Source organism: Alphaproteobacteria bacterium, from assembly GCA_039980135.1.
GTDB lineage: Bacteria > Pseudomonadota > Alphaproteobacteria > UBA6615 > UBA6615 > UBA8079.
This window is the reverse complement of record JBDXCV010000010.1, coordinates 39,312-54,837: the sequence shown is the minus strand read 5'-3', so window position 1 is coordinate 54,837 and position 15,526 is coordinate 39,312. Positions and strand designations below refer to the sequence as shown.

General features: G+C 62.6%; 12 protein-coding genes and 1 tRNA gene. 4 read left to right on the top strand and 9 right to left on the bottom strand.

What is annotated here, in order from left to right; translation table 11 throughout:
- Nucleotides 1-56: 56 nt before the first annotated feature.
- Both ABJ363_14600 and ABJ363_14595 read left to right on the top strand, forming a co-directional pair.
- The gene (locus ABJ363_14600; protein MEP4380226.1) at nucleotides 57-2,009 is read left to right on the top strand and encodes a caspase family protein; all 1,953 of its coding nucleotides are present in this window, start codon (nucleotides 57-59) and stop codon (nucleotides 2,007-2,009) included.
- A 33-nt stretch (nucleotides 2,010-2,042) separates the two neighbouring features.
- Nucleotides 2,043-2,696, top strand: coding sequence for a hypothetical protein (locus ABJ363_14595; GenBank protein MEP4380225.1), 654 nt, complete (start codon nucleotides 2,043-2,045; stop codon nucleotides 2,694-2,696).
- Nucleotides 2,697-3,664: 968 nt separating this feature from the next.
- Here ABJ363_14595 and ABJ363_14590 read toward each other — a convergent pair.
- Genes ABJ363_14590 through ABJ363_14580 form a run of 3 tightly spaced genes read right to left on the bottom strand, consistent with a single transcriptional unit; the run spans nucleotide 3,665 to nucleotide 7,178 of the window.
- Nucleotides 3,665-4,642 carry a tripartite tricarboxylate transporter substrate binding protein gene (locus tag ABJ363_14590; protein ID MEP4380224.1) on the bottom strand — a complete coding sequence of 326 codons (978 nt, stop codon included), beginning with the start codon at nucleotides 4,640-4,642 and terminating at the stop codon, nucleotides 3,665-3,667.
- Nucleotides 4,639-6,177, bottom strand: coding sequence for a tripartite tricarboxylate transporter permease (locus tag ABJ363_14585; GenBank protein MEP4380223.1), 1,539 nt, complete (start codon nucleotides 6,175-6,177; stop codon nucleotides 4,639-4,641). The genes ABJ363_14590 and ABJ363_14585 overlap by 4 nt, the downstream gene beginning before the upstream one ends.
- A gap of 2 nt (nucleotides 6,178-6,179) precedes the next feature.
- Nucleotides 6,180-7,178: a 2-oxo-4-hydroxy-4-carboxy-5-ureidoimidazoline decarboxylase gene (locus tag ABJ363_14580; GenBank protein ID MEP4380222.1), complete on the bottom strand. Its 999-nt coding sequence runs from the start codon at nucleotides 7,176-7,178 to the stop codon at nucleotides 6,180-6,182.
- A gap of 426 nt (nucleotides 7,179-7,604) precedes the next feature.
- Here ABJ363_14580 and ABJ363_14575 point away from each other — a divergent pair, with 426 nt between their 5' ends.
- On the top strand, nucleotides 7,605-7,985 hold the full coding sequence (locus ABJ363_14575; GenBank protein ID MEP4380221.1) for a hydroxyisourate hydrolase: 381 nt from the start codon (nucleotides 7,605-7,607) through the stop codon (nucleotides 7,983-7,985).
- 48 nt (nucleotides 7,986-8,033) lie between these two features.
- Here the strand turns inward: ABJ363_14575 and ABJ363_14570 are convergent.
- Nucleotides 8,034-8,109: transfer RNA gene (locus tag ABJ363_14570), tRNA-Glu, on the bottom strand.
- 149 nt (nucleotides 8,110-8,258) lie between these two features.
- Between ABJ363_14570 and ABJ363_14565 the strand changes: the two genes are divergently transcribed.
- On the top strand, nucleotides 8,259-8,933 hold the full coding sequence (locus ABJ363_14565) for a TenA family protein (GenBank protein ID MEP4380220.1): 675 nt from the start codon (nucleotides 8,259-8,261) through the stop codon (nucleotides 8,931-8,933).
- A gap of 6 nt (nucleotides 8,934-8,939) precedes the next feature.
- Here the strand turns inward: ABJ363_14565 and recJ are convergent, their stop codons facing one another.
- The 5 genes from recJ to ABJ363_14540 all read right to left on the bottom strand — a co-directional run bounded on the left by recJ (nucleotide 8,940) and on the right by ABJ363_14540 (nucleotide 15,479).
- Entirely contained in the window at nucleotides 8,940-10,736 is a 1,797-nt protein-coding gene (recJ, locus tag ABJ363_14560) for a single-stranded-DNA-specific exonuclease RecJ (protein ID MEP4380219.1), read from the bottom strand.
- 24 nt (nucleotides 10,737-10,760) lie between these two features.
- Complete coding sequence (glpX, locus tag ABJ363_14555) at nucleotides 10,761-11,744, bottom strand: class II fructose-bisphosphatase (GenBank protein ID MEP4380218.1); 984 nt, start codon at nucleotides 11,742-11,744, stop codon at nucleotides 10,761-10,763.
- Nucleotides 11,745-11,793: 49 nt separating this feature from the next.
- A complete protein-coding gene (locus ABJ363_14550; protein ID MEP4380217.1) occupies nucleotides 11,794-13,089 on the bottom strand; it encodes a homoserine dehydrogenase in 1,296 nt (431 codons plus the stop codon).
- 21 nt (nucleotides 13,090-13,110) lie between these two features.
- Nucleotides 13,111-14,343 carry an LL-diaminopimelate aminotransferase gene (locus tag ABJ363_14545; GenBank protein MEP4380216.1) on the bottom strand — a complete coding sequence of 411 codons (1,233 nt, stop codon included), beginning with the start codon at nucleotides 14,341-14,343 and terminating at the stop codon, nucleotides 13,111-13,113.
- A gap of 113 nt (nucleotides 14,344-14,456) precedes the next feature.
- Nucleotides 14,457-15,479, bottom strand: coding sequence for an OmpA family protein (locus ABJ363_14540; protein ID MEP4380215.1), 1,023 nt, complete (start codon nucleotides 15,477-15,479; stop codon nucleotides 14,457-14,459).
- Between the last annotated feature and the right edge of the window lie 47 nt (nucleotides 15,480-15,526).

The window sequence follows — 15,526 nt, the reverse complement described above, 5'->3', positions numbered from 1 at the left end:
GCGTCACTTCCAGTTGCCCTTACTATCCCTATGTCGACGTTCATGGGGAACGACTCATGCAGCTATTTCGAACATTCGTAGGCGCGAGTTTGGGTCTGTTCATGGCCGCCGCCGCTCAGGCCGCACCGGCAAGTTCGGCGCTGTATGTGGACGTGCGCGAGACGGAAGATGCGGATTCGAAGGTCGTCGAACGCTGGAAGCTGTACGGTGCCAGCAAGGCGCTGGTGATCGGCATCGACGACTACCAGAACGGCTGGCCGCGGCTTTCCATGGCCGTGAAGGACGCCGAGGAAGTTGCCACGGCGCTGGAAGCGCGGGGCTTCGAGGTGACCCTCCTGAAGAACCTCGGCGGGGATGCGCTACGCCGCGAACTACGCAAATTCTATGCCCTCCAGGGCGGAGATCCGGAAGCACGGCTGTTCGTCTGGTTCGCAGGGCATGGACACACGGAAGACGGCGAAGGCTATATCGTGCCCGCCGACGCACCGCCGCCGGGATCGGCGGAGTTCCGTTTCTCGGCCCTGCATATGGGCGACCTCGCCTCACTGCAACGCATCGCCCAGGCGAAGCACGTGTTTTCTATTTTTGACAGCTGCTTTGCCGGGACAGTGTTCTCGCAACAGCGTTCCGCGCCGCCGGCGGCGATCACCCATGCCTCGACCAAGCCTGTGCGCCAGTTCCTGACCTCGGGCGACGCCGACCAGACCGTGTCGGACGACGGGACATTCCGGAAGCTGTTCCTCGCCGCGTTGGACGGCGATGAGGCCGCGGATGTCAACGGCGATGGCTATGTGACCGCGACGGAGATCGGGTTCCACATCACCAATCGCCTCACAAACTTCACACAGGGTGCGCAAACACCACGCAGCGGCAAGCTGCGGGACCTGAAATACGACCGGGGGGACTTCGTCTTCCTGCTGCCCCAGCAACAATCATCCGCACACCTGGCATCGATACCGGTTCCCGCGACCGCGCCGAATCCCGCGAACCCGCATGGGGCATCGCCGGTGACGCCGGCGGCGGTTGAACTGGCCTTCTGGAACTCGATCAAGGAAAGCGAGAATACGGGTGACTTCGAGGCCTATCTCGGGACCTATCCGGAAGGACAATTCATGCTGCTGGCGCGGGCACGAATCGATGCCCTGTCGCGGCAGGAGGAAGAGGCGGCGGAGGCCGCCAGGCGCGCAGCCGCCAGTTCACGCGCCGCCCAGGAAATAGCCGTCGAGCAGGAGTTCTGGAACTCGATAAAGAACAGCGCACGTCCCGAAGACCACCAATCGTACCTGTCCGCCTACCCCAATGGCAGATATGCGGCACTGGCACGGAGCCGAGCGGATTCCCTCGTCGCACGAAGGAATGCAGAGCAGTTGGCACGCGAGCGAAATAACGCCCAGCAACAGCAGGCAGCAGCGGAGGCATCCGAGCGCGCGACGGCTGAACGTGTGGCAGCTGAACGTGCGGCACAGAAATTGGCCGTCGAACAGACTTTCTGGAAATCCATCGAGAACAGCACGCGCCCGGAAGATTACCGGTCGTACCTATCGACCTATCCCGACGGCGCATATGCCGCGCTCGCGCGCAGCCGGGCGGAAACGCGCGACGCACGACCGGAGCCACCACAGATTGCACGGTTAAGCGCACCCAACGTTTCCGTGCCGACCCCCGGCGAACCAGAGCTTTCAACAGCCAATGCCGACGATGTGTCAGGCATCCTCGCCTACATCGACGACAACGAGCGAGAAATCAGAAAAGCTCTGGAGAAGCTTATCGAACAGACAAGGAAGAGAACGATTTTCGATTCGACGAAAGCAGGCTGCGATCTCGATATCGAAGCGTTCAGGGTCCTCGGGCGCCGCCATGACGGCATCGTGCTGGAGCTTACATCGAGCCAACCATTCGTTTCCGGCGTTGGTAACTACGGTTGCAGCAATGGCCCAAGGAAGGTCGAGAATTTCCTGTTCGAATGGACCGGACAGACCGCAACACCGTTGGCCATGCTCGTTGAGTAACAACCATAAATCAGAGTTTGGAACCGAACTGACATGAACGCCATACGACATCTCGTGTACGCCATGATCGCCGGCGCCATGTTTCTGACGGCCCCGGTAACTGCAGCGGCCGCAGAACCCGCGGCTCTGGTGGAAGACGTTCTCTCCGGATTGCCGGGCGTCGCCGTCATGCAGTTTCTCGACACTGGTGACACGGTCGAACTCGGAACGGACGGCGAGGTCATTCTTAGTTATCTCGCTTCCTGCGTGCGCGAGACCGTAACCGGCGGGAAGATTACGGTCGGAGAAAGGCAGAGCAGCATTTCCGGTGGCTTGGTCGTGCGCGAGAAGGTCAACTGCGATACCGATCAACTGATATTGACCTCCAGCCAGTCGAACGAATCCGGTGTTGTCGCCTTCCGTGCCGCGGCCGGCGGGGACCCCGTGGTCACCATCTACGGTACGCGCCCGGTTTTTGTGTTTGACGAGATCCCGTCCGAGATAGTCATCGAACGGCGGGACAGGAAGGTCGCAAACTTCACGATTGCCCCTGACAGTCGGATTTTCGATCTGGCCGAGACCGACATCAGCTTGTTCCCCAACGGCATTTACAAGGCAAGTTCCGGCGAGAAATCGATCACGATACGGGTCGACCCGGCGGCCCGCGCCAGTCAGGTACCCGTCATCAGTCGCCTGGTGCGATTCTAGAATCCGACATTTGCGGAACGTTGAGCCCCCTCGAAGGGACGAGCTGCGCTCCCGCATCACGCAATGCCGGGCAGATATTTGTTGTGAGTATCGGTTGTCGTCCGGTTCAGATTTGCAACTTGGCGATGTTATCGCTGACGCAACAATGCGGATTGGCCGACTGAAAAACGAGCAAGGCCAGTAATCAACTCGGGGGGACAACTATGGCTTTTTTCAACGCGCTGCCGCTGTCGTCATGGTGAGCGTTGCATTTCTGGGTGCAGCTCATGCCGATACGGAATCCATTCCCACCGTCGATGAAATTCAATCCTCCTATACGGGTACCTCGCACACATACAGGTCGCCCCGTAGCGGTGACAAAATCACACTCCATTTCAAGTCGGATGGTGTGCTCGATAAGGAAGTAGACAACGGCGTAAACTTATTCTTCCGGACATGGAAATGGCGGGTGACAGCCGATTCACAGCTCTGCACGCACACCAGTGTTGGGGAGCAATGCGTCAAGACCATGAAGACGGAAAATACCATTTACCGAGTTGTGCGAAGCGGACGGCGCGTGGCCCCCGTGCCCGTGAAGTAGCTGGCTTCAGGGAATTGGCGTCCCCAACGGGGTTCGAACCCGTGTCTCCACCTTGAAAGAGAGGGTGAATTCGCAGAATTCCAAGGGGTTTTAATCTCTAAGTATGAATTCACACTCGGTGAAACCCACAGTGTTCACACTCGAAATTAAAACTGTATTGCACCTTTTCAGAGCCAACAACCTGCGCAGCAATTATCAGTTGAGGGCGTGAGCGCGAGGGCATCGGCCTTCAAGTTATGAGCGTCTGCGGCTTTTCACAGATATGCAAACTGATCATCGGCGCGACCACGATGGAGATGGTCCGCAGCTGCAAGATATCGGTGATGTTGTATCGGTAGAGCGCGGATAGCAGCCCCGCAAACTCGCGGGACCGCCATCCGCGATTCCGCTATTTTTCGACGATACCCGACGAAACGATCAAGGGCGCCCACACTTCAATCTGCTTGGTGACGAAAGCCGTGTAATCCGCGCTCGACATCGCACGGTGGGTGATGCCGAGTTCGATCAGGCGTTTTTTGACATCCGGATTGGCAAAGACAGCGAGGACGGTCTCGTTGATCGCCTCCGTCATTGCCGGGTCCATACCAGCCGGCGCCGAGAGGCCCACCCAGTTTTCGATGACGATGTCGTAGCCCTGTTCGCGGAAGGTCGGCACGCTTGGCAACTCGGGGTTACGCTCCGGCGACGCGATAGCAATAGCCACCGCTTCCTTGTCTTCGATCATGTCGCTGTTCTGCACAACCATATCGTAGAAAGTATCGAGGACTCCGGCCCGGAAATCCTGGATCGCGGGTGCGCTGCCCTTGTAAGGCACGTGGATCGACTTGACCCCCAGTGCGGCATCGACCGCTTCACCCAGGATGTGCGAGATCGAACCGACCCCGCTCGATCCATAGGTCATCGGCGATTTCTTCACATGCGCAATGTACTCGTCGAGGGTGTTGATACCGACCTTGGGCTGCACGAACAAACCCGGCGCGGACGCGCCGATATAGGCGACGTGAGTCGCGCCCTTGACCGGGTCGTAGGGGATGGATTTGAACCGGGTTGGCGCGATTGTGTAGGGGGCGTTGTTCGCCAGAATCAATGTCGTGCCATCCGGTGCCTGCTGTGAGACGTAGTCGGCCGCGACCGTGCCCGCAGCACCCGGTCGGTTATCGACCACCGCCTTTTGACCGAAGTCGGCATCCAGATGCTGTGCCAGAAGACGTGCGACAAGGTCGCTCGTGCCACCCGGCGGGAATGTCACGACAATACGAACCGGTTCGCTGGTCCAGGCATCGGGGGCCGCTATGGCCGCTGGGGCCGTCGCAATTGCGAGTGCCGCAATACCCGTTCCGAGCAATGCTTTCAGGTTGAGTTTCATGTGTTTGGTCCTTCCTGTTGAGGTTGTTGAATTCTGGTTGTTCGTGTAATTGCGCGCCGCTTGCGGATCGTCGCGTAGGTCGCGAAGACGAGGATTCCTGCGGTGATGGCAATGAGCGTGGCGCTGATCGGGCGCTCGAGGAACACCATGGGGTCGCCACGCGAAAGCAACATGGCCCGACGCAACTGCTCCTCCATCAGCGGACCCAGGACGAAACCGAGAAGAAGTGGAGCAGGCTCGAACCTGAACAGCTTCATCAGGTAGCCGATGGCGCCGATGATCAGCGTAAGCCAGATGTCGAACACGTTGTTATTGAGGCTGTAGACGCCCATGCAGATCAGAACGATGATCGTCGGGTACATGTATTTGTAGGGAATTTTCAGGAGGCGTACCCAGATTCCGATGAGCGGAATATTCAGTATGATGAGCATGATGTTGCCCACCAGGAAACTGGCGACGAGCCCCCAGAAGAGATCCGGCTCTTCCGTCAGCAGGCGCGGTCCCGGCGTGATGCCATAGATCATCAGCGCGCCGATGACGATTGCCATCGGCGGGCTTCCGGGCACGCCGAGAGTCAGGGTCGGGATGAACGCGGTTTGGGTCGCCGAATTGTTGGCGGCCTCGGGCACGGCAACGCCGGGCACGACGCCGGTCCCGAATTTTGCGCGCAGCGGATTGATGCGTTTTTCCACCGCATAGGCAATCGCTGCCGCAATCGTCTGGCCGGTTCCGGGAAGCGCGCCGAAGAACGACCCGATCGCGCCGCCCCGCAGAATCGGCGCGAACATGGATTTCCAGTCCGTCCAGGAGGGGTAGAAATCGTTGTAGTCGATCGTCTGGGCCTCGCTGCCGGGCTTATTCGCGCGGATCGACGCAATCACCTCGCTCACCCCGAACAGGCCCATGGCCACGATGACGATATGCACCCCGTCGCGAAGCTCGGGGATGCCCATGGTGTAGCGTAGATCGCCGGTGGTCAGATCGATGCCGATCGTGCCCAGCATCAGGCCGGTGATCACCATAGCGATGCCCTTCAGCGCACCGCCGTTGCTGACGGCGGAGGCCGCCATCAACCCCAGCAGAATCACCGCGAAGTAGTCGGCCGGGCCAAACGACAAGGCGAGCTTGGCAAGGGAGGGCGACAAGACAGCGATCACGATCATGCCGATTATGCCGCCGCCGAACGAGGCCGTCGCGGTGGAGAACAGGGCAACCCCGGCCCGGCCCTTGCGGGCCATCGGGTAGCCTTCGATCGCTGTAATCGACGCCGCCGGCGTACCGGGAATGTTCAGCAATATCGAGGCGATCGACCCCCCATATTCCGCGCCGTAGTAAACGCCGGCGATCATCACCAGCGCCGAGGTCGGCTCGAGAGCAAAGGTGACCGGCAGGATCATAGAGATCGCCGCCATCGAACCGATACCGGGCAACACGCCGATGAAGGTGCCGAGAAACACACCAATGAAGCAGTACATCAGGTTCTGGGGTTCCAGGACGACCAGCAGACCGACGTAGAAACTCGCGACGATATCCATGGCTACATCACCGCAAACGCTTTGAAGGGCAGGTTCAGCATTTCGATGAACAGAACCCAGGACGCCGTGGCGACGACACCGCCGAGCACGGCTTTGCCCGCGAGCGGCAGGTTTCGATCAGGCAGGCTCGCCACGACGACCGCCAGAAACGCGGCGGGCATGAGCCCGAAACGATCGGCCGTTGCGGCAAAGACGGCCAGCGCCCCGATGATGGCCAGGAACCCCATCCAGTCCGGCTTCTCAGCGAGCCCTTCCCGGCCCCGCATTTCGTAGATGCAGACGACAACCGAGAGGCCGGCCAAGATCAGGCCGGTCAGGAACGGAAATGCACCGGTGCCCAGGCGCAGCGGCGAGCCGAGTCCCAGTTGCAAGCCACCGATTATGAAAATGATGCTGATGGCAAAAAGTATTGCCCCGCCGATCTCGCCGCCCCAGGCCCGGACCCGATGGTCATGGACCTCCGCTGTCCCCGACGCTTCAGGCCCAGCGCCGCCACCGAACAGGGCGCGAGCGCGCGACGCGCTCACCATGATCACCTGTTCAAGCGCGTTTTCGAGTTCTTCCTGATGATCGTTGGCGAGACGACCCTCGAATTCAGTCAGGACGCTTTCCATATCCGAATGGCGCACCAGCGCGGTGATGAAGGGGAAGGCGAATTTGGCTCGGTAGCGCGTGTTCAGGTCAGTAATCCGGGCGCGATAAGCGTTGTCGTCTCCCGTAAGATCCATACGTCCCTGTTCCGCCTGGGACATATCCGTCATCGCGAGAGGGTTTTCCGGGGCAAGCTCAGGGTGGGCATTGAAAAGTTCGACCCGCGCCGTTGCATTCAGCTTGCGCAGCTCATCTCTGATGCCCTGAACCAAATCATCCTTGCTATCGAATGGACGAAGGCGCGCGACGGCAGCTGCGATCTCGGGTGCCCGTTCGATCAATGGCCCGACAAGCGCGACTGCCCGCTCGTCATCCGCGCTGTTGAGTTCTTCGAGCTTGTCGGTTGGCATTAAATGGGTCGCTGTCCGTCAGGGGAGTTGGTTCGTCGGTGGCTGAGGGAGTCCCCTGACCAGATCACCGTGCCGCATTCGCTGTCGTCACTTGACGGCCGGCCCTTTGGTTCGTTGCCATTGACGTCGCCATAGATATTGCAAACGTTGTGCCAGAAGCCGGGCGGCCAAATTTCGCGCAATACTGCCCCCCACGCCGTTTCAGCGTGTACGAATATTCACCAGATCATGGAGTTCTGACTGAAAATTAGGCGGCGATGCGCCCAATTCGAACCGGCATGGAATTTCCGTTGTCGCGGCCGTGGATTGTCTTGGATCAAGCGAACGGCCATGACAGATTGGGTGCGAGACTGCGAAACCACACCCTCAACGGCCCGTTCGCGAGCGCGCCGATGGGTCGTTACAACGAAAGAAGAGATTGCGAATATGAAACCCAGTAACGGCAATTACGGCGCGGGAGGCATATCCATTCACGCGGTCGACATCGCGCGTGGCGTGCCGGCCGGCGGTCTACAAGTACGCCTGTGGCGGACAGATGAAGCTCGCACTGAGATCGCCAGCGGGACCTGCTCCGAAAGCGGTCTACTGGCACACACGGTGGCTGACGGCACCGGGGTAGAACGCGGCATGTACGAAGTCGAGTTCGACGTCGGTACCTATTATCGGGACAACGGCGTCGGCATACCCGATCCGTCGTTTCTCGAAGTGGCGATATTCCGTTTCGGCATCGACAAGGTGACCGAACATTTTCACCTGCCGTTCAAATTTACGCCTTGGGGCTTTTCGTTGTTCCGAGGCGGCGCATAGGTCCGGTGAGGAAGAGCGCTCGCGGGCAACGCGGCTTGGCTGAAAAGTTGGCGTCCCCAACGGGGTTCGAACCCGTGTCTCCACCTTGAAAGGGTGGTGTCCTAGGCCTCTAGACGATGGGGACGCCGGGGCCGATGTCCGGCGCAGTCGAGATAACGACTGGGCGCGTTGAAATCAAGCCCGCACTGCACAATTCGACGGATGCGTTTGCCCTTTGCGGATGGTATCGAATTTCCACGACGACCATTCACACGAATACACGGTCACAAACGCATGTCTCAGCACCGCCTCAGCGAAGCGCTCCGCGACACCCATCGAACGGACTGGAACGCGGCGGTGGCTCATCGCTTCGTGCGTGAACTCGTCGCCGATACGATCGACGATACGGTCTATGCCCGCTACCTCACCCTGGACTACGGCTTCATCAACGACCTGACATCGTCCGTCGGACACGCTGTGGCGACCGCGCCGGGGATGCCCGAGAAGACGCGCTTCGCCCAGTTCCTCGGCGTGCTGACCGACGAGGAGAACGACTATTTCCTGCGCAGCTTCGCTGCCTTCGGCCAGCCTGCGCCGACCTTCGACAACCCGCTGCAGCACCCGGTGCTGGACGACTTTGCCTCGCTCATGGAGCGTCAACGCAAGGCCGGGACCTATCTCGATATCCTGGCAGTTCTGGTGCCCGTGGAATGGGTCTATCTGACATGGGCAACGGCGGCGTCCGACGCGGTCGCGCGCGGCGGGGTGATGCCCGAACGCTTCTACCTGGCGGAATGGATCACCTTGCACGCGCTCCCGGCGTTTCGGGACTTCGTCGAATGGATGCGGTCGGAGTTCGACCGGGAAGCCGCACAGGCTGACGCTGCGTCACGCGCACGGGCGGAGGCGGCGTTCAGGGATGCGTTGGTTCTTGAGGCGCGGTTCTTCGAGGCGGCGTTCGAGGCCTGACCCGGCCTAGGCAGTCGCCGCGTCGTCGATGATCATCTGCACGTCGTTGCGGCCCTGCCAATTGTCCGGCCGCAGCTTGCCCGCCAGCTGCAACGCGAGCCCGTCCGACTTCAGCAGGGCGTCCCCAAGCGGCTCGCCGGCCGCGCGAAACGCGATCGCCTTGAGCCGCCCGCCGTCAGGTCCGGACAGGAAACAGCGCACATGCCCCGCGCCGACCACGTCGGCCTTGGCCACGCGGACCGACGGCAGCATGAACCGCGGCTCGGCATTGCCTGCGCCGAACGGCGCAAGTCGTTGGAGCGACTCGACAAATTCCGGCTGTACGCCTTTCACCGCTATCGATCCGTCGATGCGCAGGGTCGGCACCACGGCGTTCCTCGCCAGATCGTTGCCGACGCGTTCGTCGAGGAAGCGCTGGAGCTCCGGGAGTTTGTCACGCTCGACCGTCAGCCCCGCCGCCATCTTGTGTCCGCCGCCATTCACCAGCAGCCCGGCCTGGCGCGCGGCGATGACCGCGCTGCCCAGATCCACACCCTCGACTGAACGGCCCGAACCCTTGCCCGTATCCCCCTCGAAACCGATCACGAAGGCCGGGCGGTTGAAACGTTCTTTCAGGCGGCCGGCGACGATGCCGATCACCCCGGCATGCCAGCCGTCCCCCGACGCGACGATCAGCGCGGCGTCGGTGCCGATTTCCTCGGCCTGGGACATCGCGACTTCCAGAACATGTGCCTCGATCTCCCGCCGCTCCGTGTTCCATTCATCGAGCCGCCGTGCGAGTTCGGCGGCCTCGTCGGGATCTTGCGTCATCAACAGGCGCGCGCCCATGGGTGCCTCGCCGACGCGGCCGCCCGCATTGACCCGGGGGCCGAGCAGGAAACCGGCGTGATATTCGGTCAGCCGCGAGTCCACTCTCGCCACGTCGGCCAGCGCCACCAGACCGGGGTTCCGGCGTTTGGCCATGACCTTGAGCCCCTGGCTGACGAAGGCACGGTTGAGGCCAACCAACGGCACCACGTCGCACACGGTGCCGAGCGCCACCAGATCGAGCAGCCCCAACAGATCCGGCTCCTTGCGGTCGTTGGCCGCATACCAGCCCGTGTCGCGCAGCATGCGGTTGGTGGCGATCGCGAACAGAAACGACACGCCGACGGCGGCGAGCGCGCCCTGCCCGCTGGTGTCATCGAGCCGGTTGGGATTGATCACCGAGACCGCGCGGGGCAGCGCCGGCTCGGCCACGTGATGATCGACCACCACCACGTCGAGCCCGGCATCCCCCGCGGCCTCCAGCGGCTCGAACGCGGTGGTCCCGCAATCGACGGTGACAACGAGGCCGATGCCTTCCGCGCGCAGGCGCAGCAAGGCCGGGGTCGAGGGGCCGTAGCCCTCCTTCATGCGGTCGGGGATATACACCCGCGCGGGAACACCGACGGCGGACAGGAACCGCGCGAGCAGTGCCGACGACGTGGCCCCATCCACGTCATAGTCGCCGAAGATGCCGATGCTCTCACCGTCCGCGATCGCCCTGACCAGACGCGCGGCGGCCTCTTCCATGCCGATCAGGCTCGACGGATCGGGCAGCGCGTCGCGCAATGTCGGATCGAGGAAGGCTTCCGCGGCGTCGAGACCGATCCCGCGAGCCGCCATCACACGCCCCACCACGTCGGGCAGGCCGAGGCGCTGGGACAGGGCGAGACCGGCGCGATCATCCGCGCCGCGCATTACCCAGCGGCGGCCGGTGACCGACTTCGCGACAATGACGTCCGCGTCGGACGTCGCGCTCGAAACCGGTTCCGCCGCCATGGTCATGACTGGTTCATATCCCGATCAGTCGTTGAAGCCGGGCTTGCGGGTGAAATTATGCTTGGTGATCACCTCGCGCACGGTGCCGGTAACCGAACGCATGACGATGGAGTGGGTCTCGCAACCGCCAGGGAACTTGCGCACCCCCTTCACCATCGCACCGTCAGTCACGCCCGTGGCCGCGAAGATCACGTCGCCCGAGGCGAGATCGTCGCGGTTGTAGACGCGATCGAGGTCCTCGATACCGAGCTTGCGGGCGCGGCCGATCTCGTCGTCGTTGCGGAACAGGAGCTGGCCCTGAATCTGACCGCCGATGCTCTGCAGCGCCGCTGCCGCGAGTACGCCCTCGGGTGCGCCGCCGCTCCCCAGATACATGTCGATCCCGCTGTCGGGATCGGACGTCGCCATGACGCCGAATATGTCGCCATCGGAAATCAGGAAAATCCGGGCGCCTGCTTCGCGAACGGCTCCGATCAGTTCTTCATGGCGGGGGCGGTCCAGGATGCAAACCGTCAGATCGCCGATATCGCAGTCGCGCGCCTTGGCCAGCCGGGTGAGGTTTTCCACCGGCGGCGCGGTGATATCGATGATGCCGTCCTCGTAGCCACCGCCGACCGCTATCTTTTCCATGTAGACATCCGGTGCATTCAGGAAATCGCCGTCCGGCGCCAGCGCCAGGACGGCCAAGGCGTTCTCGTTGGCCTTGGCCGTAATCGTCGTACCCTCGAGCGGATCGAGCGCGATGTCGATCTTCGGCCCGCCCGCGCCGACCTTCTCGCCGATATAAAGCATCGGCGCCTCGTCGCGCTCCCCCTCGCCGATCACCACGGTGCCGTCGATGTTGAGCCGGTTGAGCGCGGTACGCATGGCATCGACCGCCGCGGCATCCGCCTCACGCTCGTCGCCACGCCCCACCCATCGTTCCGCCGCGATGGCCGCTGCCTCGGTAACGCGCACCGCTTCGATTGCCATGTTGCGGTCCATCACCGCCTCGGATTGGCTGGTCATGAAACCCCCCTCTATGTGTTCGTTCAGTTGGCCGGTCGGCCGGCTCTGTTTAAATCAATGATTCGATTCTGATCATTGTCGGCTCTTCGACAACGGAATCCAATGCCTCGATGCGCGCAAGCGTGCGTCGCATGGCCGCCTCCTCGCATTCATGTGTGTTGAGCACGACCGGCACCGCCTCGGTCTGCGAGCGCGCGCGTTGTAGCATCGATTCGATCGAGACCCCCTCGTCGCGGAACACCGCGGTGACTTCGGCAATCACGCCGGGCTGATCGGAGACCATCAGACGGATGTAATAGGCGCCGCGATGACGCTCGATCGGGGCCGCCTCGGCATCCGACAACTGCCCGACCGGCACCCCGAATGTCGCCACCGCGAAGCCGCGCGCCACATCGATGATATCGGCCACCACGGCAGACGCCGTCGGCCCCGCACCCGCGCCGCGGCCCTGATAGAGCGTGTCATCGACGAAATCGCCATGGGCGACCACGGCGTTGTAGGCCCCTTCGACATGGGCGATCGGCGCATCCTTGTTGACCATGCAGGGATAAACCCGCTGCTCGAGCCCGTGCGCGGTCATGCGCGCGCTGCCCAGCAGCTTGATCCGATAGCCGAACTCCTCCGCGTAGTCGATGTCCTCGAGCGCGACTTTGCGGATGCCCTCGGTGTACACGCCGGCGAAATTCACTTTCGTCCCGAAAGCCAGGCTCGCAAGCAGGGCCAGCTTGTGTGCCGCATCGATGCCGTCGACGTCCACGCTCGGCTCCGCTTCGGCATAACCGAGCTTCTGCGCATCGGCGAGGACGGTCTCGTAGGACAGGCGTTCCTCCCGCATCTCCGTCAGGATGTAGTTGCAGGTTCCGTTGAGGATGCCGTAGACCCGCGTCACCGCGTTGCCCGCAAGCCCCTCGCGCAGCGCCTTGACGATGGGAATACCGCCGGCAATCGCCGCCTCGTAATTGAGGGATACACCCGCCGCCTCGGCCGCCGTTGCCAGCGCGTTGCCGTGCATGGCCAGCAGGGCCTTATTCGCCGTCACGACATGGCGCCCCGCCGCGATCGCAGCTTCACACACGGCCTTGGCGGGTCCGTCTTCGCCACCGATGAGCTCCAGAACCAGATCGACATCCGCCTCGCGCGCCATCGCGACCGGGTCGTCATACCATTCATAGGCATCAAGGCTGACACCGCGGTCCTTGGCCCGGTTCTTTGCCGCTACCGCGACGATATCGATGGGCCGTCCGCCGCGCCGGGCAATCAGGTCGCGGTGTTCGGTCAGGACCTGAACGGTTCCCGCGCCGACGGTTCCCAGTCCCGCGATGGCGATACGCAATGAATTCGACATGATTGACCCTTGCACCTTTTGCTACTTCGCGGCGACCGACATTTGTGCGGCATCGCCCGCCTCGTCCAGCGCCTTGTCCGGGTCGGCAAAAAGCTGGCGAATGCTGCGGGTGGCCTGGCGTATCCGCTGGGTGTTCTCGACCAGCGCAATCCGGACATGGCCGTCACCATATTCGCCGAACCCGAGCCCCGGCGAGACCGCGACATGGGCGTGTTTCAACAGAAGTTTCGAAAACGCGATGCTGCCGAGCGACGTGAAGGGTTCGGGGATCGGTGCCCAGATATACATGCTGGCGGTCGGCGTCGGCACGTCCCACCCCGCCCGGGTAAGGCCCTCAACCAAAACATCGCGGCGTTCGCGGTAGATGGCGCGGGTTTCCTCGACGCAATCCTGCGGGCCGTTCAGCGCCGTCGTCGCGGCCACCTGAATCGGCGTGAACGCGCCGTAATCGAGATAACTCTTCACCCGCGCGAGCGCGGCGATGAGTTCCGGATTGCCGGCGGCAAAACCGATCCGCCAGCCCGGCATCGAATAGGTCTTGCTGAGAGACGTGAATTCCACCGCGACATCCTTGGCGCCCGGCACCTGCAGGATCGACGGCGGCGGATTGTCGTCGAAATAGATCTCGGCATAGGCGAGGTCGGACAGCACGATGATTTCATGGGTGCGGCAGAAATTGACGACCCGGGCATAGAAGTCCAGATCCGCCGTCACCGAGGTCGGGTTGGCGGGGTAACACAGGACCAGCGCCACCGGCTTGGGCTGTGAGTGCAGCACGGCGCGTTCGAGCGCGACGAGAAATTCATCATCCGGCGTGACCGGCAGATAGCGCACGGTACCGTCGGCGATAATGAAACCGAACTGATGGATCGGATAGGACGGGTTCGGCACCAGCATGACATCGCCCGGCCCGGTAATGGCCTGCGCGAGATTGGCGAGGCCCTCCTTGGACCCGATGGTGACGATGGCCTCACGCTCGGGATCTATTTCGACCCCGAAGCGCCGCGCATAGTAGCCCGACAGCGCCTTGCGAAGACCCGGGATACCCCGCGAGTTGGAATATCGATGGGTGCGCGGATCCTGCACCGCCTCAACCAGTTTCTCGACGATATGAGGCGGTGTCGGCAAGTCGGGGTTGCCCATGCCGAAATCGATAATGTCGGCCCCAGCCGCACGGGCAGCCGCCTTCATCGCATTCACTTCGGCAAATACGTAGGGCGGCAACCGCTTGATGCGGTGGAATTCCGTTTGCATGGGTCCAGTCCGGGTTCGAGTTACGGATAACGAGATATCGACGCCGCCAAAGGCAACGCCGCGCGTTCTTTTACAGTCCTCGGGGCGGGCGTGCGAGGCCCTTTTCTTCCGACCTAACGGAGGAAGAAAATCTCGGTGCGGCGATTGCCGGCCTCGCCGTTCGGCATGGACTCCGAATAGACCGGCTGGTCGTCCGCCACGGCTTCAACCGTCACCCGGTTCGAAGGCACACCCGAACGGATGAGCGCCTGGGCAACGGCATTCGCACGCTTGAAGGAGACCTGGAAATTCGCCACCTCGTGCCGCGCCTTCGGCAGTTGCCGGGTGCGGCTGCTCGCATGACCAACGATCAGAACGTCTGAATCGTCGCTGCGCTGCGCCGATGCGACCGTTGCGATAATTTGCTGATCGCGGGGGCTGAGCCTGGCGGAACTGTGATTGAACTGGATCGTCGCGACCTGGGTCTCGCGGCCGACCCGCGCCGATGCCGGCACGTATCCGCCGCCGCCGATCGCGCTGGTATCGACCACGACCGAGGGACGCTGTGCCGAGGCCAGCTGCGGGCTGGGTGCGACCGGTCGCGGCTGAATGACCGGCTGGGCTGCCGGAGCCGGCGGAGCCGGCGGAAGCGAAGGCCGTGCGGTCACGGTCGGGGCCGGCGGCACAGCCGGCACGGTCTCCTGGGGGGCCGGAATGACCGGAGGCTGCGGCGGCGGACTGGCGGCCGGCGTGGCCGGTGCGGGTGCCGCGACCACGTCCGGCACAGTCGCCGGGCGGGACGCGCTCTGGGTCGCCGCCGGCGCTCGCGTCGAACCCTGAAGACGGATCGCCTCGTCCGTGTAGCGTGCATTCTCGCGGTCGGAGATCAGGCCCTCCACGACACGCTCGCGGTTGGTCGATGCGGGTGCCTGGGGCCGGGCGGGAACAGTGGTCAGCGATGGGGTATCCGAATCTTCGGCGTCCGCACGGTCAGCCTGGCTGCGATCGCGCACGCTCTGATCGGAGGCCGTTTGTGTCGCGGGCTCGTCGTCGTCGAAAATGCCGACCACGTCATCGAAGAAGGAACAACTCGCCAGCGTGAACACAAAAACGAGCGGCAACGCCTGACGCATATATTTGTAAGGTCCGGACTTCATCTGCTTGCACCCCTCATGGCACTCTTCACGGCATTGATCGAATCGCT

What these genes read in the sequence shown, in the direction of transcription:
- ABJ363_14600 (MEP4380226.1), top strand. Translation starts at nt 57, where the DNA reads ATGCAGCTATTTCGAACATTCGTAGGCGCGAGTTTGGGTCTGTTCATG.
- ABJ363_14595 (MEP4380225.1), top strand. Translation starts at nt 2,043, where the DNA reads ATGAACGCCATACGACATCTCGTGTACGCCATGATCGCCGGCGCCATG.
- ABJ363_14590 (MEP4380224.1), bottom strand. Translation starts at nt 4,642, where the DNA reads ATGAAACTCAACCTGAAAGCATTGCTCGGAACGGGTATTGCGGCACTC.
- ABJ363_14585 (MEP4380223.1), bottom strand. Translation starts at nt 6,177, where the DNA reads ATGGATATCGTCGCGAGTTTCTACGTCGGTCTGCTGGTCGTCCTGGAA.
- ABJ363_14580 (MEP4380222.1), bottom strand. Translation starts at nt 7,178, where the DNA reads ATGCCAACCGACAAGCTCGAAGAACTCAACAGCGCGGATGACGAGCGG.
- ABJ363_14575 (MEP4380221.1), top strand. Translation starts at nt 7,605, where the DNA reads ATGAAACCCAGTAACGGCAATTACGGCGCGGGAGGCATATCCATTCAC.
- ABJ363_14565 (MEP4380220.1), top strand. Translation starts at nt 8,259, where the DNA reads ATGTCTCAGCACCGCCTCAGCGAAGCGCTCCGCGACACCCATCGAACG.
- recJ (MEP4380219.1), bottom strand. Translation starts at nt 10,736, where the DNA reads ATGGCGGCGGAACCGGTTTCGAGCGCGACGTCCGACGCGGACGTCATT.
- glpX (MEP4380218.1), bottom strand. Translation starts at nt 11,744, where the DNA reads ATGACCAGCCAATCCGAGGCGGTGATGGACCGCAACATGGCAATCGAA.
- ABJ363_14550 (MEP4380217.1), bottom strand. Translation starts at nt 13,089, where the DNA reads ATGTCGAATTCATTGCGTATCGCCATCGCGGGACTGGGAACCGTCGGC.
- ABJ363_14545 (MEP4380216.1), bottom strand. Translation starts at nt 14,343, where the DNA reads ATGCAAACGGAATTCCACCGCATCAAGCGGTTGCCGCCCTACGTATTT.
- ABJ363_14540 (MEP4380215.1), bottom strand. Translation starts at nt 15,479, where the DNA reads ATGAAGTCCGGACCTTACAAATATATGCGTCAGGCGTTGCCGCTCGTT.